Consider the following 20,437-nt stretch of genomic DNA (forward strand, 5'->3'; position numbering starts at 1 on the left):
CCGGCGCGGGGGCGTGGCCTCTCGTCGCTTATGATCCCGGCTGTGTCGTCCTTCGCGGCACGCCGTCCCAGGAGCTCTCGCCTCATGTCCGTCGATCTTTCCGCTTTTCAGCAAGTCCGTATCGAACTCAAGCGTCCGCTGCTGATGCTGGTGGGCAGCCAGGGCATGCTGGCCTGCGGCTATCTCAACCCGGCCACGTTCGAGAAGACGGGCGAGGCCATCGCGATTGTCTCCGGCGTGTCGTCGTTCGAAGACATGCGCGGGACGGTCATTTCGGCGGTGTTGCCGGCCGCGGTGGCGCTGGGCGTCACGCCCGGCATGACCGGGGAAGAGGCGCTGCAGCGCTTCGTCTGAGCCGCTTACTCGGCGAATCCGGCGGCCGGCGTACCCGCCGGCCGGCGTGATCCTGCATCGGCCGCCGCTTACTTGCCCCCGACCTTGCTCTGCAGTGCCTGCGCCTGCGTCAGGTGCTCCTTCAGCGTCGGCAGCACTTTGGCGGCGAAGGCCTTCACCTCGGGATCCTTGGCCTCTTCGCTGGCCTTGCGGAACAGGGTGACCGCGTCTTCGTGGGCGGTGACGGCGATCATCTCGGCATAGCGCTTGTCGAACCCGTCGTCGCTCATATCGAGCGTCTTGAGCTTGGCCTGTTGCATAAGAGACGGGCCGGTGGGGGCCTCGTAACCCTTCTTGCTCGCGAGCGCCGCGAGCTCGGCCCCGACCTTGCCGTGGTCATCCACCATCTTCTGGGCAAACGCCTTCACATCGGCATTGGACGACTTGGTCAGCGCAAGCTTGCTGCCCTCGAGTTCGAAATGGCCCGACTGGGCGGCGTTTTCCAGGAAGTCCTTGTCGGCGCCCGCCAGTTGCCCGACCGCCTTGTCATGCGCGGCGCTGGCGCCGGTCGAGGCGGGCTGGCTCTGCGATTGGGCATGGGCCTGCGGGGCCAGGGTCAGTGCCGAACTGACCGCCACGCCGAGCGCCAGCGTGCGCAGATTTGCGAAACGCGAGTAGGAACGGGTCATGAGGCTGTCTCCAGGAAAAGGGCGAAAGTGGGGGCGACGCGCGGTCGCCGACCACGCCCCTGGAGCAATCGCCATGCCCGGGCACGGAAGTTGCTATACCGCCGCATCGGCGCCCCGCATCGGGATTCGCTGCCGATCGCCACGAGTCGTCGCGTTCGTCGCCGTGGCGTTCCCATGAACGCTTCAGGAGTTTTCGATGTCCACGGATCGTTCCAACGCGGCTACGGCCGCAAACTCGTCCTTGGCCCTGCCGCCGGTGCGCAAGGCCGTGTTTCCGGTAGCCGGGTTGGGCACGCGGTTCCTGCCTGCCACCAAAGCCATGCCGAAAGAGATGCTGCCTGTCGTCGACAAGCCGCTGATCCAGTACGCGGTCGAGGAGGCAGTCGCGGCTGGCATCACGGAAATCATCTTCGTCACGGGGCGCAACAAGCGCGCCATCGAAGATCACTTCGACCGGGTGCCCGAACTCGAACTCACGCTCGAGTCCAAAAACAAAACGGAGTTGCTCGAAGCGGTGCGCAATGTGCTGCCCGATCATGTGAACTGCATCTACACGCGGCAGTCCGCGCCGCTGGGCCTGGGCCACGCCGTGCTGTGCGCCGAGTCCATCGTCGGCAACGAGCCGTTCGCCGTGCTGCTGGCGGACGACCTGATCGATGCCGACACGCCGGTCACGGCGCAGATGGTGGAAGTGGCGCGCCGCCATGGTGGCAGCGTGCTGGCGGTGCAGCCGGTACGTCCGGAACACACCGACCGCTACGGCATCGTGTCCGGCCGGATGCGTGACGAGCGCCTGATGGACGTGAGCGGCATCGTCGAGAAGCCCAAGCCGAGCGAGGCACCGTCGCGTCTGGGCGTGGTGGGCCGTTATGTGCTCGAGCCGCAGATCTTCAAGTATCTGCGCCGTACGCAGGCCGGCGTGGGGGGAGAGATCCAGCTCACCGACGCCATCGCGGCCATGATGCGCGACCGTTCCGTGTTCGGTTATCAGTACGAAGGCGAACGCTACGACTGCGGCAGCAAGGCGGGCTTTTACCGCGCCAATGTCGAGCTGGGCCGCAAGTACCACAACCTGGATACCATGGAAGAATGACAGGCCGCCCGCAAGGGCGTGCAACGCAGCATCCGTCGGGGCCGGCCATGCCGGCCCCGAGTCATTGGTGGCCGCGGATGCGCGCACGCGCGCGCGGTCGTCGTTGCGCGGTCCGACGCGCGGTTCGATGCGCGCGCAACGATCGGGCCGACATGGCATAAAGGACTCCGTCAGTTTCCGGCGCGCATAATCGCAGCGGCCTTCCATTCAGGGAGGCGGCTGCCTGCAGGCGGCGCGGCGAGGCCGCGCGGCGGCAGGCCGCATTCGTTGTCACCGGCTCGGCGGTTCGTGTTTCCGGCATTGCGCGTCCCATGCGGACGGTGACAACCAGGAATACTCACGGAGGAGTCTCATGACACAAGACACGCGGCCGCGCAGGCGCTTTCTGCAGCAGGCGGTGGCGCTCGTGCCCGCCACCACCCTCGCGGGCGGCATGGTGGTCTCGCAAACGGCCTGTAGCAGCGACACGGGTTCGCGCCCGGCACAAGCCAAGCCCTATCAGCCCACGTACTTCAATGCCGAGGAGTGGGCTTTCATCGGCGCCGCTGTCGATCATCTGATTCCCGCCGACGACCTCGGCCCCGGCGCCGTCGCGGCCGGCGTGCCGGAGTTCATCGACCGCCAGATGGAAGAGCCGTACGGTCATGGCAAGCTCTGGTACATGCAGGGCCCGTTCAACACCGAGCAGCGGCCCGAGATGGGCTACCAGCTCGACCAGAGCCCGCGCGACATCTACCGCAATGGCATCGCCAGCCTGAACGCCTGGAGCCGCGACAAGCACGGCAAGGTCTTTGCCGAACTCGATCGCGCGGTGCAGGAGCAGATCCTGCATGACCTGCAGGGCAACAAGATCAAGCTCGAGAAGGTGCCCGCCACCACGTTCTTCAGCACGCTGCTGGGCAACACCAAAGAGGGCTTTTTCGCCGACCCGATGTACGGCGGCAACAAGCACATGGTGGGCTGGAAACTCGTGGGCTTTCCGGGCGCGCGCGGCGATTTCATGGACTGGACCGACCAGCCCAACGCCAAGTATCCGTACGGCCCCGTGTCCATCTCCGGCGAAAAGGGCTGAATCATGGCAATCAAAAAAGAAAAAGTCGATGTGGTGCTGGTCGGGTTCGGCTGGACCGGCGCGATCCTGGGCCAGGAGCTCACGGATGCGGGCATGCACGTGCTGGCGCTCGAGCGCGGCGGCATGCAGGACACGCCCACCGATGCCGAATACCCGAAGGTGCTCGACGAGCTGGCCTATTCGGTGCGCGGCAAGCTCTACCAGGATCTCTCCAAAGAGACCGTGACGATACGGCACGGCGTCAACGATGTCGCCGTACCGTATCGGCAGCATGGTTCTTTCCTGCTGGGCAATGGCGTGGGCGGCGCGGGCTTCCACTGGAACGGCATGCACTACCGTGCGCTGCCCGAAGAGCTCGAGCTGCGCACGCGCTACGAAACGCGCTACGGCAAGAAGTTCATCCCCGAGGGCATGACCATCCAGGATTTCGGCGTCACGTACGACGAACTCGAGCCGCACTTCACGCATTTCGAATACGTATGCGGCACCTCGGGCAAGGCGGGCAACCTCAACGGCAAGATCGTCGAGGGCGGCAACCCGCACGAGGGCGCGCGCAGCAAGGAGTATCCGCTTGCGCCGCTGGCCAACACGCTGGGCGCGCAGCTGTTCGAAAAGGCCGCGCGCGAGGTGGGCTTCAATCCGTATCCGGCGCCCGCCTCGAACGCCTCGGGTCCGTACACCAACCCCTACGGCGTGCGCCTGGGCCCCTGTAATTTTTGCGGCTTCTGCGAGAACTACGGCTGCTACATGTATTCGAAGGCTTCGCCGCAGACCACCATCCTGCCGGTGCTGCTCAAGAAACCGAACTTCGAACTGCGCACGCGCTCGCACGTCATCAAGGTCAATCTCGATTCCACCGGCAAAAAGGCCGTGGGCGTGACCTACATCGACGAGAAGGGTCAGGAGATCGACCAGCCGGCCGACCTCGTGATCCTCACCGCGTACCAGATGCATAACGTGCGCCTGCTGCTGCTCTCGGGCATCGGCAAGCCCTACGACCCGCAGACGGGCGAGGGCACCGTCGGCAAAAACTACGCCTATCAGATGAACGGCGCGGTCAACGTGCTGCTGCCCAAGGGCACGCAACTCAACCCCTTCGTGGGCACGGGCGCGGGCGGCGTCTCGATGGACGACCTCAACGGCGACCAGTTCGACCACGGTCCGCTGGGTTTTCTGGGCGGCGCCAGCATCCGGCACGTGCGCTACGGCGGGCGGCCCATCAAGCAGACCCCCACCACGCCGGGCACGCCCAGCTGGGGCTCGGCCTGGAAAGCCAACGTGCAGGACACCTATCAGCGCTACATGACCATCGGCATCTCGGGCTCGGTGATGTCGTACCGCGACGCCTACCTGTCGCTGGACCCGACCTACAAGGACGCCTACGGCCAGCCGCTGCTGCGCATGACCTTCGACTGGCATGACAACGAGTTCGACATGCTGGACTACATGGGCAAGCGCATGGAGGAAGTGGGCAAGGCCATCAAGCACGAGAAGGTGTATGTGGCCACCCGCAAGAAGGGCGCGCATTACGACACCCGGCTGTATCAGAGCACCCACAACACCGGCGGCGCGATCATGGGCACCAACCCGCGCGAGAGCGTGGTCAACAAGTATCTGCAGAGCTGGGACGTGTCCAACGTGTTCGTGATGGGCGCATGCGTGTTCCCGCAGAACATGGGCTACAACCCCACCGGCCTGGTCGGTGCGCTGGCGTACTGGTCGGCCAAGGCCATCCGCGAGCAGTACCTGAAGAACCCCGGCCCGCTGGTCCAGGCCTGATGAGGATGCGCAACATGATCAAACATACCCTCATCGCGCTGGCCTGCGTGGCCGCGAGCGCGCCCGCCTGGGCCGCCGACGGCGCCGACGCGGCGCTCATCAAGCGCGGCGAATACCTGTCTCGTGCCGGCGACTGCGTGGCCTGCCATACGGTGAAGGGCGGCAAGCCCTACGCCGGCGGCCTGGGCCTGGATTCGCCGCTGGGCATGATCTATTCCACCAACATCACGCCGGACAAGGACACCGGCATCGGCAACTACACGCTCGAGGACTTCGACCGTGCCGTGCGCCACGGCGTCGCGAAGGACGGGCACACCCTGTATCCGGCCATGCCGTACACCTCGTACGCCAAGGTCTCGCCCGACGACGTGAAGGCACTGTACGCGTACTTCATGCAGGGCGTGGCGCCGGTGCGCCAGGAAAACCGCGACACCGACATCGTCTGGCCGCTCTCGATGCGGTGGCCGCTGGCGATGTGGCGCTGGGTCTACGCGCCGGACGTCGCCGAGAGCAGCACGCCGGCGGATCCGGTGCCCGCGTCGGCCCCGGCCGGCGACCAGGCGGTGATGCTGCGGGGCAAGTACCTCATCGAAGGCCTGGGCCATTGCGGCGCCTGCCACACGCCGCGCGGCGTGGGCCTCCAGGAAAAAGCCCTCACCGACGCCGACGGCACCGCCTTCCTGTCGGGTGGCGTGATCGAAGGCTGGCTGGCCAAGAACCTGCGCGGCGACGCGAAGGACGGCCTGGGCAGCTGGTCGCAGCAAGACATCGTGGCCTTCCTCAAGACCGGTCGCAACGCGCACTCCGCTGCGTTCGGCGGCATGGCGCAGGTCGTTGCCGACAGCACCCAGCACCTGAGCGATGAAGACCTCAACGCGATGGCGGCCTACCTCAAGAGCCTGAAGCCCGTCGACGCGAAGGACACCCGCAAGCCGAGCTACGACGACAAGGCTGCGCAGGCGCTGCGCACCGGTGGCGACACCAGCAATGGCGCCATGCAATTCCTCAACAACTGCGCCGCCTGCCATCGCAGCACGGGCAAGGGCTACGCCGAGACCTTCCCTCAGCTGGCGCTGAGCTCCACCGTGAACTCCAGCGATCCCACGTCGCTCATTCACATCGTGCTCAAGGGCGGCCAGATGCCGGCCACCCAGGCTGCACCGACGGCTTACGGCATGCCCGGTTTCGACTGGCGCCTGAACGATGCCGAGGTGGCCGAGGTGGTCACCTTCGTGCGCAGCAGCTGGGGCAACCAGGCGGCGCCGGTCAAGGCCTCGGACGTGGCGAAGGTGCGCAAGGACGTCGGCGCCAAGCCGGGCCCGGTGCGCTGAGCCGGCGCGCGGCCGGGCGGATCACGATCCGGCCGGCTGCCCGCCCGGCGCCTGCGCATCCTGCGCCCGGCTCGCTTCGAGCGCCTCGATTTCCTTCAGGCGGGCGAAGGCCATCTCGTGCCCCTGGTCCGCCGCAGCCCGGTGCCAGCGCAGCGCTTCCTTCATGTCCACGGGCTCGAGCGTGAGGGCATGCAGAAACTGCGCGCCCGGATCGCCGCGCTCGGCCGCGGCCGCCATCTGCCGGATGGCGATGGCATCTTTCTGCGGTGAGTCGCCCATCACATGGATGCTGGGATCCTGCTCGCCGCCCATGAAGTCGCGCAAGAGCGGCGGCATCGATGCGAAGTGCTGACGCCACAGGAGCGCGGTGAGCACGGTGAACAGGCACAGCGTGGCGAGCGAGACGAGCAGGTTCTTGCGGGACATGGAGCCTCAAGCGTAGTCAGGCGGCGTTCAGCCGGGCGGCAGAATATATCAGAGGGACGGTGACGGCCCCGCTGTCCGGCCCCCCGGCCCCCCGGGCCCGGACCGGCGACCCGCTGCCGGACCGCCCGTGCGACGGCGCGGCCTCAATGCAGCGCGTTGACGCAGACCGCGGCGGTGGCGCGGTCGCGCGGCCAGCCGAACACGATGGCGGCCAACGCGGCGGCCAGCAACACCAGCAGCACTGGCGGGAACGCGGCCACGCCCCATTGGTTCAGCAGCAGGCCGCCCACCAGGCCGCCGCCTGCGATGGCGCTGTTCCACGAGGTCACGAGCATCGACTGCGCCACGTCGGCGTGCTCGCCCGCCGCGAGCGCCAGCGCCGTCTGCAGCAGGGTCGCGACCCCACCGAACGCCAGTCCCCACAGCGCCACCGAGACATAGATCACCGTTGGGTCACGCCCGGCCACGCCCAGCGCGAGGGTGGCGGCCGCGAACAGCAGGGTGCTGGCCAGCGTGAGCATGCGCAGGCGGCCGTCGATCCACGTGCCCACGATCCAGATGCTCAGCAGCGAGGCGAGCCCGAACACCAGCAGGATCCGGTCGGTATGGCCCGGCAGGCCCGCGTCGGCCAGGAAGGGCGCGATGTAGGTGTAGAGGATGTTGTGGGCGAGCACGTAGGCGAGGACCACGGACAGCACGGGCCGCACGGCCGGCAGGCGCAGCACGTCCCGCAGCGAGGCGCGCGCGCCCCGCGTCTGCCCCGGGAAGTCGGGCACGCTGAGCCGCACCCAGACGATCAAGGCAAGGGCCACGATGCTCATGATGGCGAAGCAGCCGCGCCAGCCGATCAGGGTGCCCAGCCACGCGCCGGCCGGCACGCCGAGCGAGAGCGCGAGCGGCGTGCCGACCATGGCCACCGCGATCGCGCGGCCCTTGAGGTGAGGCGCGACCAGGCGCGCCGCGTAGCCTGCCAGCAGCGCCCACAGCAAGCCGGCGGCCACGCCCGCGACGAAGCGCGCCACCATGGTGAGTCCGTACCAGGGCGACACCGTCGTGATGCCGTTGGCGATCGCGAAGCCGGCCAGCGCGGCCAGCAGCAGCCCACGACGGCGCAGGCCTTGCGTCATTGCGGTAAGCGGAATGGCGGTGGCGAGCGATCCGACGGCGTAGATCGTGACCGTCTGTCCGGCCATGGCCTCGGAAACACCCAGGCCCGCCGCCATCTGCGGCAGCAGGCCGGCCGGCAGCGCCTCGGTCAGGATGGTGACGAAGGCGCCCATGGCCATGGCGAGCAGGGCGCCCCACGGCAGGCGATTGGCGGGCGCGGCGCTCATGGGCGGACCTCGCGCGCGGGGAGGTCGGACGCGATGGCGCGCGGGAAATGCGGGGGATGGTGCATGGTGCAGCCTCGTTCGGTGTATCAGGACCGTCACGATAGAGAGCCACGGATTAAAGAAAAAGTAGGGTACAGTTCCTCGTTGTACGGACACTGGTGTCCGTAATGGAGGCGCATCATCGACAGCCTGAACGGCTTCATGGTGTTCGTTCAGGTGGCCGAGGCGCGCAGCTTCGTGGCCGCCGGGCGGGCACTGGGCGTGTCGGCCTCGGCGGTCGGCAAGAGCGTGGCCCGGCTCGAAGAAAAGCTCGGCGTGCGGCTGTTTCATCGCAGCACGCGCAGCGTCAGCCTCACCGCCGAAGGCACGCTGTTTCTGGAGCGCAGCCGCCGCATTCTGGCGGAGATCGAGGCCGCCGAACACGAGCTGTCGCAGCGCGCGGCGGCGCCGCGCGGCCGCCTGCGGGTGAGCCTGCCGCTGGTCAGTTCGCTGGTGCTGCCGGTGCTGGGCGACTTCATGCGGGCCTATCCCGACATCGAACTCGACCTCGACTTCACCGACCGCATCGTCGACGTCATCGACGAGGGCTTCGATGCCGTGGTGCGCGCGGGTCATCCCAGCGATTCGCGGCTATCGGCGCGCAAGCTGGGCGAGTATCGCTCCGTGCTGGTGGCCTCTCCCGACTATCTGGCCCGGCGCGGCACGCCGCGCACGGCCGCCGAGCTGGCCGGTCATAGTTGCCTGCAGTTTCGCTACTCCACGAGCGGCAAGCTCGAGCCGTGGCCGACGGTCGGCGCCGCGGCCGGCCTGGAGCTGGCCCTGCCGACCACGATGATCGCCAACAATCTCGAGACGCGCGTGTGCTTCGCGCAGCGGGGGCTCGGCATCGCGTTCCTGCCGGACTTTTCGGTGGCGCACCTGCTGGCCGAGGACAAGCTGCGCGCGGTGTTGCCGGACGAGGTCAGCTGGACCGGCGTGTTCTATGTGTTGTGGCCGGCCAGCAAGCACCCGTCGCCCAAGGTGCGGGCCCTGGTCGACCACCTGTGCGCGCATGTCTTTCCGGCGAAGCGCGGGGGCGTGCCGCCGCCGCGCTGCTTCTGAGGTCGGGCGCGGTCAGCGGCGGGTGGCACGCCAGCAGATGAGCGAGCCCACGGTGACCATGATGACGCCCTGCCAGAAGCCCAGCGTGGGTTGCGTGCGCAACCAGAGGCTCGCCAACAGCACCGACAGCACGGGCGTGAAGTACGAGCCCGCGGCCATCACGGCGATGTTGCCGTGCTGCACGCCGTGGTTCCAGCAGCTGTAGCCCGTGGCCGTGAGCAGACTCAGCAGCGCGACCTCCGCGAGCGCGCCGGGGGTCATGTGCAGCGCGGGCTCGGCGCTCAGGCCGTACTTGATCCAGAGCACGAGGGCTGCGCCCCAGAGGAACACGGGAACGCCATTCTGGCCGCGGCCGTAGCGGCGGGTGAGCACCGAATAGCAGGCCCACAGGCCGGCCGCGATGAAGGCCAGCGTGTAGGCCACCGGGTTGTCCTGCAGGTTGGCGACAAACCGCGTGATCGAGGCGGAGCCGTCGCCGTTGAGCACCCAGACGATGCCGGCCAGCGAGAGCAGCGCGCCGGGCCAGATCCACGCGCTGGCGCGTGCCTGACCGCACAGCACCGCCAGCACCAGCGTGAGGCACGGCCACAGATAATTGATCATCCCGAGTTCGAGCGACTGGGCGCGCGTATGGGCATAGCCGATAGACAGGGCGAGGCAGGCCTCGTAGGCCACGAAGAGCGCGCCGCCGCCTAGCAGGTACACCGGATGAAAATCGCGCAGCCGCGGCCATCCGCGTGCGAGCGTCACGAGCAGCGCGCTGGTGGTGAACAGCAGCGCGCCGCCGCCCGCGGGTCCGAGGGCCTCGGTGACGCTGCGCATGAGGCCGACCATGGCGCTCCAGCACAGCACCGCGCACAGGCCGATGAGCGTGGCACGCCGGGTGTCGGCGTCGGTCGGGGAGGGGGTGTGGGTGTGTGGCGTCACGGCGGGGTACGACAAAAAACGGGCGGAATGCGGCCGCCATCGTACCGCGGCCGGCGCTAGCGGCGCGCGACCGCGCCCGGCTCGGCGGCGGCCGCCTTCAACACCTCGGCCATGACCGAGGTCTGCCAGTCGAAGTAGGGGTTGTACGTCAGCCGGGCGTGTACCTTGCCGGCCTCGCGGTAGCCCCAATCCGAATACCAGACCGGCTCGCCCCGCAGGCAGGCTTCGGTCTGCGCCGGCTCCTGGCCGTTCCAGCAGATCCGCAGGCTGCCCGCCGCGCCGTAGAGCGGATTGCCCGGCGCGAACAGCATGCCCATGTGCGAGAACTGGCTGATTCGTTGCGCGGGCAACCGGTCCGGCCGCACCAGCACGCGGCCGGCGTCGGCCGGCGCGCCGGGCAGATCGCCGTACCAGACCAGCCGGCTCGCCGCGTGCACGAAGCGGCGCTGAAACACATCGAGCAGATAGGGCGTGTCGAGCACCGAGTCGTGCTGCGCCAGCACCATGAACACGGGCCGCTCGTAGGGCCGGTCGTGGATCAGACGGCGCGCCGTCCGGCTGGTGAGGTAGAACTGGCCGAAGGCGTTGGTGGGCGCGGTGAGATAGCGCACGCCGTTCTGCATGGGCCGGTGGCCATCGGGTGCAAGCAGCCATGGCCGGATCCAGGTGACCCAGGGGGCGAGCCAGTCGAGCGTGCTGGACGACTTGAAGCCGGGCGAGAACAGCACCAGGCCGGCGATCTCGGGGTGCTCGTACGCATACTCGAGCGCCAGGTTGGCGCCGGTGGAAAAGCCGCCCAGATAGACCGTGTCCACGTCGCGCTGCAGCGCGATCGCCTGCGCACGGACGACCGCGCGCCACTGTTCGGCCGTCGTGTCTAGCAGATCTTCGGGGCGGGTGCCGTGGCCGGGCAATAGCACGGTGCGCACCAGAAAGCCCTGTTGCGCCAGCGTGCGGGCCACGTCGGTGAAGGACCACGGCGAATCGCCCAGGCCGTGGATCAACAGGATGCCTTTTGCCGCGCGGGCGCCCAAGCCGGCGCCATGCGGCTCGACGCCGTCGCTCCCCACCGCACCCTCCGGACGCCACTCCTGCGGGCTGTTCCAGGCCACTTCCTGCTCGGGCGTGGCGGTCTGGAAGGCGCGCCGTTCGAGCAACCGCGCCTGCGTGGCGCGCTGATACTCGGCAAACGACGGCGGCTTTTCGGCGGGCTGCGGCGCGCGCGGCGCCGAGCAGGCGCTCAGCGCGAGGGCGAACAGGGTGGTCAGGCCGATACGGGCCCGGCGGGAACGCGTGAGAGCGGAGAGAAACGGACGCGGCATGCGAAGGCAGGGTGGGCGGCGGCGAAGGGGCGCCGCCGCACGATAGTGCCATCGCGGGACCGGCGGCGTCCATATCCGGCGATCAGATCGCCAACGCTGGCACGCCGCCCCGGCGTCACACCTCCCGGAGCATCACGTCGGCGGTGCGCAGCGAGACGGCGGCGCCGGTGAGCGTGGGATTGACGCAGCCCATGGCGGGCATGACGTTGGTGCCGACCATGAACAGGTTGGGATGGTCGTGCGAGCGGCCATCGCGGTCCACCACGGAGTCGCGCCGGTCGGCGCCCATGATGGTCGTGCCCATGATGTGCTGGCGATCCTGATGGCTCGTGTCCATCTTGAGGATGTCGGCATTGATGAGCTGTGCCATGCGCTTGAGGTCCTTGACGGCGAAGTCGCGGCCGGCGTTCCAGTAGTCGTTCACGCTGTAATAGATGTCCGGCAGCGGAATGCCCAGCGCGTCGACCTTGGTCTTGCTCGGCGTCACGCGGTTCTGCGGCAAGGGCTCGGTCTCGAAGTCCACGGCGAAGTTGAGCGAACGCGCCGAGATGCGGCGGATCTCGGCGTCGAGCTTCGAGCCGAACACGCCCTTGTTCATCAGGTCGTTGGCGATCGACGAGGTCGGCACGGTGTTGCGCAGCTTGGTCTTGTAGCTGGGGATGTCCTTGCGGAACGCGCCGTCGCGCCAGTTCATGTAGACCAGCAGTTCGGTGGGCCCCTGGCCCGGCCACATGTCTTCGCTGGCCATGACGTTCATCGCGATGCCGGTGTGGCCCATCAGGTTGCGCCCGACCTGGTCGGAGCTGTTGGCGATACCGTTCGGATACTTCTCGGTGGCCGAGATCAGCAGCAGCTTGGGGCTCTCGATGCCGTAGGCGGCGAGCACGAAGTAGCGCCCGGTCATGCGATGCGTACTGCCGTCGGGCTTCTTGTAGTGCACGGCCACGATCTTGCCCTGGTCATCGGCTTCGATGCGATAGACCACCGAGTTGTCGAGCACGCGGGCGCCATGGCGCTCGGCATCGTCGACGTGGCGCGTGCCATCGTACTTGGCGCCGCTGGGACAGACCGGATTGCAGTTGTTGTTGCCCGAGCACAGCGGCCGGTCTTTGTACTCGCGGGTGGCGCGGCCGTTCGGTTCGTAGATCGGGTTGTAGCCGCCCACCGACAGCTGCTCGGCCAGGCGCCGCATGAAATACGGCACTTCGAGACCCGGCATCGGGAAGGGCTTGGAGCGCGGCGGAAACTGATGCGGCAGGCCCTGGCCGCTTTCGTCCTGGCCGTCCATGCCCGACACGCCGAGTTCGGCTTCGGCCTCGTTGTACCAGGGCTCGAGCTCTTCGTACGTCATGGGCCAGTCGCGGCCACGGCCATACAGACTCTGCGTCTTGAAGTCGTTGGGAATCATGCGCCAGAGCGCCGAGCCGAAGTGCCAGGTGGTGCCGCCGACCACGCGCAGATATTTGGTGGGGTACTTCACCGGGCCCACCTGCTGCAGATAGTCGCCGTAGGTCGACGGGATGTGCGGCGGATTGGGGAACGGCGATCCGGCGCCCTGCAGCTTGATGTTGGTGAGCGAGAGCTTGACCGGCGCATTGCGGAAGCGCTCGACGATCTCGGGGCGCGTGACGCGCGGGCCCGCTTCCAGAATCGTGACGGATTTGCCGGCGCGGGCCAGCCTCGAGGCGACCAGCGCGCCCATCACGCCGGAACCGATGATCACTACGTCGCTGTCGTATTCCATTATTTTTCAACCTTCATGGTGCTGTCGGCGGGCTTGGGACCCCAGGTGTTGAAGCCACGGCCGTAGGTCGGCACGACCAGCACGTCACGCGTGGGGTCGTACATCAACGCCTCTTCGTAGGCGAACAATTCCGCATCGGCGTCGTCGCCGACCACGCCCAGATACAGGGCGCGCACGATCTCCTTGGCGTCGTGATCGAGCTTGGGATCGACGTCCGTCAGCGCCAGATAGTCGTCCATGTGCTTGAGCTGCTTCTGCTCGATCAGCGCGTTCACGTTGCTCGCCACGGCATCGATGTTCGGCATGCGCTTGGCGAGCGCCGCGTGGCAGCGCGCCGCCATGACGGCGCTGACTTCCTTGCCGGTCAGGAACACCGAGGCGCGCTGGAAGGCCTGCAGCGCGGGCGACAGGGCGGCCGGGGCCGCGGCGCCATCCTGCACGGCGGCGAGTGCGCGGCGGATCGGCAGCGGCGCGAGCGCCGCGCCGAGCACGGTCCAGGCCAGCGCGCCCTTGACCAGCGTGCGGCGGGCCGGGTTATCGAGCGCCGGCGCGGGGAATGGAGAAACGGGATTCGGGGTCTTCATGGTCAGGCCTTCTTTGCACGGCGGCGTGCCACCAGGTACACAATCGCGATCAGCAGCAGCACGGCCACCACGCCACCCACCGGCAGCGCGATGCGCGTGAAACGGATGAGGGCGGGCTCGGGGCCGCCGTTGCGCGCCAGCTCGACGTCCTGCGGCGTAATGCGGTTGCCGGCCTGGCCGTAGTGGGCGAGCACGTAGTTGCTCACGTCGGCGATCTGCTGATCCGACAGGCGCTCGGTGTACGAGGCCTGCGGGCCGAAGCCGGGCATCGAGATGTCTTCGTGGCCGTCGATCTTGCGGTGCACGCCATACAGGATGGTGGCGATCAGGTTCGACGCATCCGGCGCGCCGGTGGCGGTGTTATGGAACAGCGAGGGATACGAGGCCGTGCCTTCACCGCGCGCGCCGTGGCAGGTCGCGCAGGTGGCGGAATACACGCGCCAGCCCGGATCCATGTCGCGCACGTGCTTGCCGCGCTCCCGGGCTTCGCTGTCGTCGGGGCCGCCGAAAGCGTAGCGCGGCCGCGTCTCGCCGCCGGCGATCGGGCGGGTCTGCTTCAGGTAGGCCACGATGGCATGCAGATCGGGCTCGGTGAGATGCTGCAGGCTGTGCTCGATGGCCTCCGCCATGGGGCCCGCGGCCTGGGCCTTGCCCGCCACGTGACCAGTGCGCAGGTAGGCATACAGCTCGGCATCGCTCCAGCCGCCGATGCCGGACACCGGATCGGAGGTGATGTTGGGCGCGTACCAGGCGCCGAGCGGGCCGCCCGACAGGGCCTTGCCGCCATCCTCGGCCAACAGGAAGTCGCGCGGCGTGTGGCAGGCGGCGCAGTGCGCCAGCGTATTCACGAGATAGTCGCCGCGATTGATCTCGGCCGACTTGGCGGGATCGGCCTTGAACGGGCCGGAGGGGCGATTGATCGCGTTCCACACGATCATGGAATCGCGCACGCTGAACGGAAACGGCAGGGCCGTCTTGGGCGTGGGCGTGTCGACGGGCTGCACTTCCTTCATGAAGAAGGTGTAGAGCGCCTCGACGTCGGCGTCCGTCATCGTGGCGTAGGCCGTGTACGGCATGGCGGGATAGAGGTGATGGCCATCGCGGGCCACCCCTTCGCGCACGGCACGGCTGAACTCGGCGAGCGAGTAGTCGCCGATGCCGAACTCGCGCGAGGGCGTGATGTTGGTGGACCAGATCTTGCCCATCGGCGATTCGATCGCATAGCTACCCGCATAGGGCTTGCCGCCCGGCACCGTATGGCACGCGACGCAGTCGGAGGCGATGGAGAGATATTCGCCCGTGGTGGGCGCGTGGCGCGTGGCCGCCGCTGGGGAGGTCTGCGCGGCCTGGGTCGGGGCGGTCCCCGCGAACGCGAGCATCAGACAGGACGTCTGGAACAGTCGCCGTAGCATTGTGGACATGACAGGGATCGTGCTGAGTAATGAAAATGGCGGAGACGAAGCGCGCGCTCGCGGCGCGGCTTCAGGCTTGACGTGAAGCGTATGGGGTCGTGCCGATCATCGAAATCGGCAGATGGTGTCGGTCCCTAATACTTGTGTTTATGTTGCACGCGGAAACTGACAGCCGGGTAAACAGCGAGGTGTTTTTTGGGCGTCTATCCCGGATAGTGGGAAATGATTGCGTGCGCAACCATTTTGTGAAGGCTTGCGTGCGGGTGGCGCCGAAAAACGGGGTCCGGCGCGAACGCGAATCCGGGCCTACAGCAGGCCGGCGGTCAGGGCCTTGAGCGTGGCGGCGGCGCGGGTCGTGCACTCGAGTTTGCGGAAGATGCTCTCGACGTGCGTGCGCACCGTGCTCGGACTGATGTCGAGCGTGCGGGCGGCTTCCTTGTTGCTCGCGCCCAGGCTGATCTCGCGCAGCACATCGAGCTCGCGTTGCGAGAGCGTGTGCGCGAGCCGTCGGGCCGGAGGCGGTTCGCCACTGTGCGTGGCAAGGGCGGCTTCGACCACCTCGGCATCGTGCTGCCCGGCTGCCGCGGCCTCGCGCAGGATCGCGGCGGCGGCGTGCGGGGTGTGGGCCGGGCGCCATGGCCGCGCTTCCACCAGTGCTTGCAGCGCCACGCAGGTCGACAGCACCCGTTGCGCCGGCCCGAGCGCCGCGGCCGGGCTGCCACGAAAGTAGCCGCTGCCATCGAGCCGCTCGTACGCGTGCGAGGCGAGCTCGGCCGCGTCGGCCAGGCCCTGGATCTGACGGGCCGCGCGTGCGGTCCAGTAAGGCATCAGCCGCACCTGTTCCCATTGGTCGGCGGTGAGCTTGCCCGGCGTGTTCCAGAGATGGTTGGGCGTGGCGGCGCGCCCGATCCCGTGCACCAGCGCGGCCGCCTGCAGCTGCGCCTGCACCGCGGGCTCCAGGCCCAGCCGCTCGGCGCAGCCCACGGCCAGGGCCGCGACGCGGCGCGAATAGCCGGCCAGCCAGGGCAGCTTGAGTTCGGTCACATCCGCGAGCAGGGTGAGCGCGGCCGGCGGACCGTCGGCCTGACCCGCCAGGTCCCAATCGGTGCAGACGGGCGGGTCGGCCTCGAGCGCGTCGAGCCAGCCCGGCCCATGCTCGAGCGCCAGCGTCACGACCGCGGCAGGGTATTTGGCGTCGGCCTGGGAGCGCAGATAGCTCAGCGCGCGGTCCAGGCCGTGGGCGCGGGCGAGGATCTCGAGGTCGCTGGCGGCATTGACGCAATAGACCGCGTGCGGAATCGCGGCGCCGGCCACACCCTGCGGCGAGCCGGTGCCGTCATGGCGTTCGAAGGCATGGCGCAGGCCCGCCACGACCGTGGCCGGCATGCCCAGATTGACCGCGACGTCGCCAGAAATCTCGCAATGGATGACGGCCAGCGGCACGATGAGCGACTGGGTGCGCGCGTCGAGCGCAGGCAGGGTCTGCGCCATCATGGCCTCGCGCGAGGCGATGTCGTCGCCCAGCAGCTCGGCGAAGCCGCTGGCGTTGGCCGTGCAGCCCGACCAGCGCAGCAGCGCGACCGCGCGGGCGTGATTCTGCGCCGAGGCGTCGCCTCCCGATGCCTGCGCGAGCCAGCCGGCCAGGCACGCCGTGCGGCGCGAATGATCGGTGGCGCGGCCCATGCTCAGGTCGCCGACGAAGGCCAGTGCAAGGATGGCGTCGGTGAGGGCGAGGGTGCTGGCGGGGATCATGGGGAGGGAGGCGCGGCGGGCGGTGCGGGACGCATCGGTCAATCATCCGATACCGGCTGCGGGGGGCTCGCCACACACTGGAGCCCAGCAAGCACGCATCGTGACTTGACCTCGATATTCCCAAGGAGATTACTCATGAAACGCCATCTTATCGCAGCCTCTTTCGTTGCCGCCGGACTGTTGGGCGGTCTGGTCCAACCCGCTTTCGCGCAGTCGTCGGGCGCCAGCGCGCGCCCCAGCGTCGTGATCGTCCACGGCGCGTTCGCCGACGGCTCGGACTGGGCCAAGGTCGTGGCCCGCCTGCAGGCCAAGGGCGTGCAGGTGACCGCGGTGCAGAACCCGCTCGAGTCGCTGGCAGGCGATGTCGCCGCCGCGAATCGCGCGATCGACAATCAGCCCGGCAAGGTGGTGCTGGTCGGCCACTCGTGGGGCGGCACCGTGATCACCGAAGCCGGCAAGCACGACAAGGTCGCGAGCCTGGTGTATGTGGCGGCCTTCGCGCCGGACGCGGGCCAGTCGGTGGCCAGCGTGACCAAGGGCCAGCCGGCCGCGCCCGGTAACGACAGCATCGGGGCCGACAGCCACGGCTGGCTGAGCCTGTCGCCGGCCGGTCTGGCACGCGACTTCGCCCAGGACGTGCCCGCCGAGCAGGCCCGCGTGATGGCCGCCACCCAGGGCCCCATCAAGGCTTCGGCATTCGGCGAGCCGGTGAGCACGGCGGCCTGGAAGACCAAGCCTTCGTGGTTCATCGTGGCCAACCAGGATCGGATGATTCTGCCCGCGCTCCAGCGCAGCATGGCGCAGAAGATCGGCGCCAAGGTCACTGAAGTGTCGTCCAGCCACGTGCCGCAGCAGTCGCGCCCGGATGACGTGGCCAAGGTGATCCTGGACGCGGTCGCCAGCGTGAAGTGAGCGCGGCAGGCTGGGCCGCGATCCACTCCCTGCCGTGATTGGAGTGGCCCGAGTCATCCGCCGCCGGCCTCGCTCCGTGCGGCGGATCGCTTTTGGTCGTCGCCGGCGATCAGCGGTTCTCCACGATCCTGGTCCCCGGGGGCGCTTCAGGCGCCTTCGTCGTCCTCGTCCAGCAGCCTGGCGGCCCGGGAGGCCGCCATGGCGCCGGCGCGGTGATAGCCGACCACACTGGTCACGCTGGCATGGCCGGTCATGGCCATGACATCCGCGAGCGGCACGCCGGCGCGGCCCGCCTCGGTCACGAAGCCCGATCGCAGGCTGTGCGCGGCATAGTCGCCTTCCAGGCCGGCCTGCGCGCAGCGCGCCTGCACGATGCGCCGCACCGCCTCGGCCGATAGCGCACCGCCCACGTGTCCGCCCTTGAGCACGCGCCTGAACACGGCCCCCTCTGAAATCCCGGCCGCGGCCACCCAGGCGTCGAGCGCGCGCGCGGCGCGGCCCACCACGGGCTTGAGCGCGTCCGCGCGGGCCTGCCCGCCCTGGTTGGTCTTGCTGTAGCCCAGATGAAATTGCCAGCCGTCGTTGGTGCGCGTGGTGTTGGCGAACGTGGCCCGCACCACTTCTGAGCGGCGCCGCCCGCCGCTGGCCCAGGCAAACAGCAGCAGGGCGCGGTCGCGCAGCCCGATCAGCGAGTCGTCGCAGGTGGCGAGGAGTCGTTCGAGCGGCTCGCGCGTGAGCGCTTCCTTGCGCGCCGGCTGGACGCCGCGGCGCGCATAGGCGTTGCGGGCGCGCGTCATCAGGATCTGCACGGCGCGGTCGCGGCAGGGGTTGGGCAGGGCGCGCGCCTCGTGCGCCTCGGACAGCACGGCGAGGCGGTGCCGCACGGTGGCCAGACTCAGCGGGCCCGCGCGGCGCTTCACGCGCTGCGCCACGAGCGCGGCGTCGATTTCCGCCGGCAATTCGTGGACCGGCCCCTCGGCGCCGGCGTGCTCCAGATGATCGGCCACGAAGCGGAGCACCGTGGCCGTGGCGACCGGCAACGTCAGTGGGGTGCCGAGGCGCAGCTGATGCCACGCCGCCCAGTACTGAATCGCGCTGCGATAGGCGGAGGCCGTGTTCTCCGACGCGCCTTCACGCAGCAGCGCGCGCACGCCCGGGGTGGCCAGGGCCAGCGCGGCGTAGGCGGCGCGTTCGGGGCAGGGCGGGGCGAGTGCCCGGCCGTGACCCGCATCCGCGTCGGGCGCGCCACGCGGATTTTCGTCGACGGAAACGTCGTTTTTACTCATAATGTAGTAAATAATACGTAAGACATATCAAATAATACGTATTAAAGAATTAGGCTCGGATAACCTTCAATTATCCGCGCTTATTTTTATCCGGCAAGCAAAACGGCGTTTGAGCGTTGCGCCTGTGCCCCAGGCCCCGCTTGATGCCGCAATTCGGCGCTTTACCGCGGCCCCGATGCCGTTAGGCTTCGGTTTCGAGTGGCCGCGCTACGACAAGGATTTATTGATGGCTTCAGGCGTGCAGGAACAAGAGGTATGGCAGGCGGCCGATGCGCTGTTGATGGAGGGCGAGCAGCCCACGATCGAGCGCGTGCGGCTGAAGCTGGGGCGCGGCTCGCCGAATACGGTCGGGCCGATGCTCAAGACCTGGTTTCGCAATCTCGGCGCGCGGCTGGCGGGCCAGCAGCAGCAGTTCGATGCGCCGGAGCCGGTAGTGCAGGCGGTGACCCAGGTGTGGGCGATGGCGCTCGAAACCGCGCAGTCGCACTGGGCGCAGACCATGGCCGAGGAGCGTCTGGCCCTGGTGCAGGCGCGCTCGGCGCTGGATGAGCGCGAACACGAGCTGCTGCAGGAGCGGCTCACGCTGCAGGCGCGGGCCGAAGAGCTGCAGGCCCGTGCGCGCGATGCGCTGGCGCTCACGCAGGCGGCCGACGCGCGGCTGGCCGAGGCGCAGTCCCAGCTGCGCGATGCCCTGACGCAGGCGCGCATCGAGCGGGCCTCGCTCACGCAGAGTCAGCAGGCGCTCGAGGCCGAGCGCACCGCGCTGGCCCAGCAGATGCACGAGCAATCCGTCTCCCATGCGCAGGCCTTGGCGGCCGAGCAGGAGCGTCACGCGGCGCACGAACGCCGCTGGCTGGTCGACCTGGACGCCCAGCGTCAGGCGCTGCGCAAGGCGCAAGAGGAAATCGAAACCGCGCGGGCGGCGCACTCGGCCACCCGGAAGGAGCTCGCCGAGGCGCTGGCCGCGGTCGAGCGCGGCGAGAATGCGCTGACCCAGGCGCAGGGCGCCGCGCGCGCCGCGGCGCGCGAACAACAACTTGAATGGCAGGCCGAGCGCACCGCGCTGCAGGCCCAGCTCGCGGCCGCGCAGAGCGCCGCGACGCAGATGGAGCGCCAGGCCCACAGCGCCAGCGAGTCGGCCTCGACGCTGCAGGGCATGACGCAGGCCCGCGTCGACGACCTGGCGGCACAGGTGCTGCAGCTTCAGACTCAGCTGGCGGCGCGTGACCGGCAGATCGAACAGTGGCTGGGCAGCCAGGCCGGCGGCGAGCAGTCGACGAAAGCGGGCAACGACGCCATCACCCGAGCCACCACCAAGACGAAGAAACCACTTTAATTAA

At 68.6% G+C, this 20,437-nt stretch carries 18 protein-coding genes; 8 read left to right on the forward strand and 10 right to left on the reverse strand.

The features are described 5' to 3' along the window. The first annotated feature begins 84 nt into the window (after positions 1 to 84). Complete coding sequence (locus CEK29_RS11980; protein ID WP_094858225.1) at positions 85 to 354, forward strand: YunC family protein; 270 nt, start codon at positions 85 to 87, stop codon at positions 352 to 354. A 68-nt stretch (positions 355 to 422) separates the two neighbouring features. Here the strand turns inward: CEK29_RS11980 and CEK29_RS11985 are convergent, their stop codons facing one another. After that, on the reverse strand, positions 423 to 1,022 hold the full coding sequence (locus CEK29_RS11985; protein WP_094800088.1) for a DUF4142 domain-containing protein: 600 nt from the start codon (positions 1,020 to 1,022) through the stop codon (positions 423 to 425). Between the two features lie 247 nt (positions 1,023 to 1,269). Between CEK29_RS11985 and galU the strand changes: the two genes are divergently transcribed. The 4 genes from galU to CEK29_RS12005 all read left to right on the forward strand — a co-directional run bounded on the left by galU (position 1,270) and on the right by CEK29_RS12005 (position 6,297). Continuing rightward, positions 1,270 to 2,115 (forward strand): UTP--glucose-1-phosphate uridylyltransferase GalU, encoded by an 846-nt coding sequence (gene galU / locus CEK29_RS11990; protein ID WP_094800276.1) that lies wholly within the window; start codon positions 1,270 to 1,272, stop codon positions 2,113 to 2,115. 352 nt (positions 2,116 to 2,467) lie between these two features. After that, positions 2,468 to 3,187, forward strand: coding sequence for a gluconate 2-dehydrogenase subunit 3 family protein (locus CEK29_RS11995; RefSeq protein ID WP_094800087.1), 720 nt, complete (start codon positions 2,468 to 2,470; stop codon positions 3,185 to 3,187). 3 nt (positions 3,188 to 3,190) lie between these two features. After that, positions 3,191 to 4,966: a GMC family oxidoreductase gene (locus tag CEK29_RS12000; RefSeq protein ID WP_094858226.1), complete on the forward strand. Its 1,776-nt coding sequence runs from the start codon at positions 3,191 to 3,193 to the stop codon at positions 4,964 to 4,966. Between the two features lie 14 nt (positions 4,967 to 4,980). Next, positions 4,981 to 6,297: a cytochrome c gene (locus CEK29_RS12005; RefSeq protein ID WP_094858361.1), complete on the forward strand. Its 1,317-nt coding sequence runs from the start codon at positions 4,981 to 4,983 to the stop codon at positions 6,295 to 6,297. Positions 6,298 to 6,318: 21 nt separating this feature from the next. Here the strand turns inward: CEK29_RS12005 and CEK29_RS12010 are convergent, their stop codons facing one another. Both CEK29_RS12010 and CEK29_RS12015 read right to left on the reverse strand, forming a co-directional pair. Next, complete coding sequence (locus CEK29_RS12010) at positions 6,319 to 6,723, reverse strand: sel1 repeat family protein (protein WP_176456889.1); 405 nt, start codon at positions 6,721 to 6,723, stop codon at positions 6,319 to 6,321. Between the two features lie 143 nt (positions 6,724 to 6,866). Then, entirely contained in the window at positions 6,867 to 8,057 is a 1,191-nt protein-coding gene (locus tag CEK29_RS12015) for an MFS transporter (RefSeq protein ID WP_094858227.1), read from the reverse strand. A gap of 180 nt (positions 8,058 to 8,237) precedes the next feature. Here CEK29_RS12015 and CEK29_RS12020 point away from each other — a divergent pair, with 180 nt between their 5' ends. Then, on the forward strand, positions 8,238 to 9,158 hold the full coding sequence (locus CEK29_RS12020) for a LysR family transcriptional regulator (protein WP_094858228.1): 921 nt from the start codon (positions 8,238 to 8,240) through the stop codon (positions 9,156 to 9,158). A gap of 12 nt (positions 9,159 to 9,170) precedes the next feature. Here the strand turns inward: CEK29_RS12020 and yddG are convergent, their stop codons facing one another. From yddG to CEK29_RS12050, 6 genes are all read right to left on the reverse strand, one after another. Beyond that, positions 9,171 to 10,085 (reverse strand): aromatic amino acid DMT transporter YddG, encoded by a 915-nt coding sequence (gene yddG / locus CEK29_RS12025; protein ID WP_094858362.1) that lies wholly within the window; start codon positions 10,083 to 10,085, stop codon positions 9,171 to 9,173. A 56-nt stretch (positions 10,086 to 10,141) separates the two neighbouring features. Continuing rightward, positions 10,142 to 11,407, reverse strand: coding sequence for an alpha/beta hydrolase (locus CEK29_RS12030; RefSeq protein ID WP_094858229.1), 1,266 nt, complete (start codon positions 11,405 to 11,407; stop codon positions 10,142 to 10,144). Positions 11,408 to 11,522: 115 nt separating this feature from the next. Next, positions 11,523 to 13,151, reverse strand: coding sequence for a GMC family oxidoreductase (locus CEK29_RS12035; RefSeq protein ID WP_094800081.1), 1,629 nt, complete (start codon positions 13,149 to 13,151; stop codon positions 11,523 to 11,525). Then, positions 13,151 to 13,735 carry a sugar dehydrogenase complex small subunit gene (locus CEK29_RS12040; RefSeq protein WP_094800080.1) on the reverse strand — a complete coding sequence of 195 codons (585 nt, stop codon included), beginning with the start codon at positions 13,733 to 13,735 and terminating at the stop codon, positions 13,151 to 13,153. The genes CEK29_RS12035 and CEK29_RS12040 overlap by 1 nt, the downstream gene beginning before the upstream one ends. A 2-nt stretch (positions 13,736 to 13,737) precedes the next feature. Next, positions 13,738 to 15,156: a c-type cytochrome gene (locus CEK29_RS12045; RefSeq protein ID WP_217903878.1), complete on the reverse strand. Its 1,419-nt coding sequence runs from the start codon at positions 15,154 to 15,156 to the stop codon at positions 13,738 to 13,740. A gap of 297 nt (positions 15,157 to 15,453) precedes the next feature. Further along, on the reverse strand, positions 15,454 to 16,899 hold the full coding sequence (locus tag CEK29_RS12050) for an HD domain-containing phosphohydrolase (protein WP_094858231.1): 1,446 nt from the start codon (positions 16,897 to 16,899) through the stop codon (positions 15,454 to 15,456). 135 nt (positions 16,900 to 17,034) lie between these two features. On the opposite strand from CEK29_RS12050, the gene CEK29_RS12055 reads away from it, so the two are divergent. Next, on the forward strand, positions 17,035 to 17,811 hold the full coding sequence (locus CEK29_RS12055; protein WP_094858232.1) for an alpha/beta fold hydrolase: 777 nt from the start codon (positions 17,035 to 17,037) through the stop codon (positions 17,809 to 17,811). 146 nt (positions 17,812 to 17,957) lie between these two features. On the opposite strand, the gene CEK29_RS12060 is transcribed toward CEK29_RS12055, so the two are convergent. After that, complete coding sequence (locus CEK29_RS12060; RefSeq protein WP_094858363.1) at positions 17,958 to 18,953, reverse strand: site-specific integrase; 996 nt, start codon at positions 18,951 to 18,953, stop codon at positions 17,958 to 17,960. A gap of 370 nt (positions 18,954 to 19,323) precedes the next feature. Here CEK29_RS12060 and CEK29_RS12065 point away from each other — a divergent pair, with 370 nt between their 5' ends. Continuing rightward, positions 19,324 to 20,433 carry a DNA-binding protein gene (locus CEK29_RS12065; RefSeq protein WP_176456891.1) on the forward strand — a complete coding sequence of 370 codons (1,110 nt, stop codon included), beginning with the start codon at positions 19,324 to 19,326 and terminating at the stop codon, positions 20,431 to 20,433. Positions 20,434 to 20,437: the final 4 nt, after the last annotated feature.

This window comes from Bordetella genomosp. 5 (genome assembly GCF_002261475.1).
Classification (GTDB): Bacteria; Pseudomonadota; Gammaproteobacteria; order Burkholderiales; family Burkholderiaceae_B; genus Bordetella.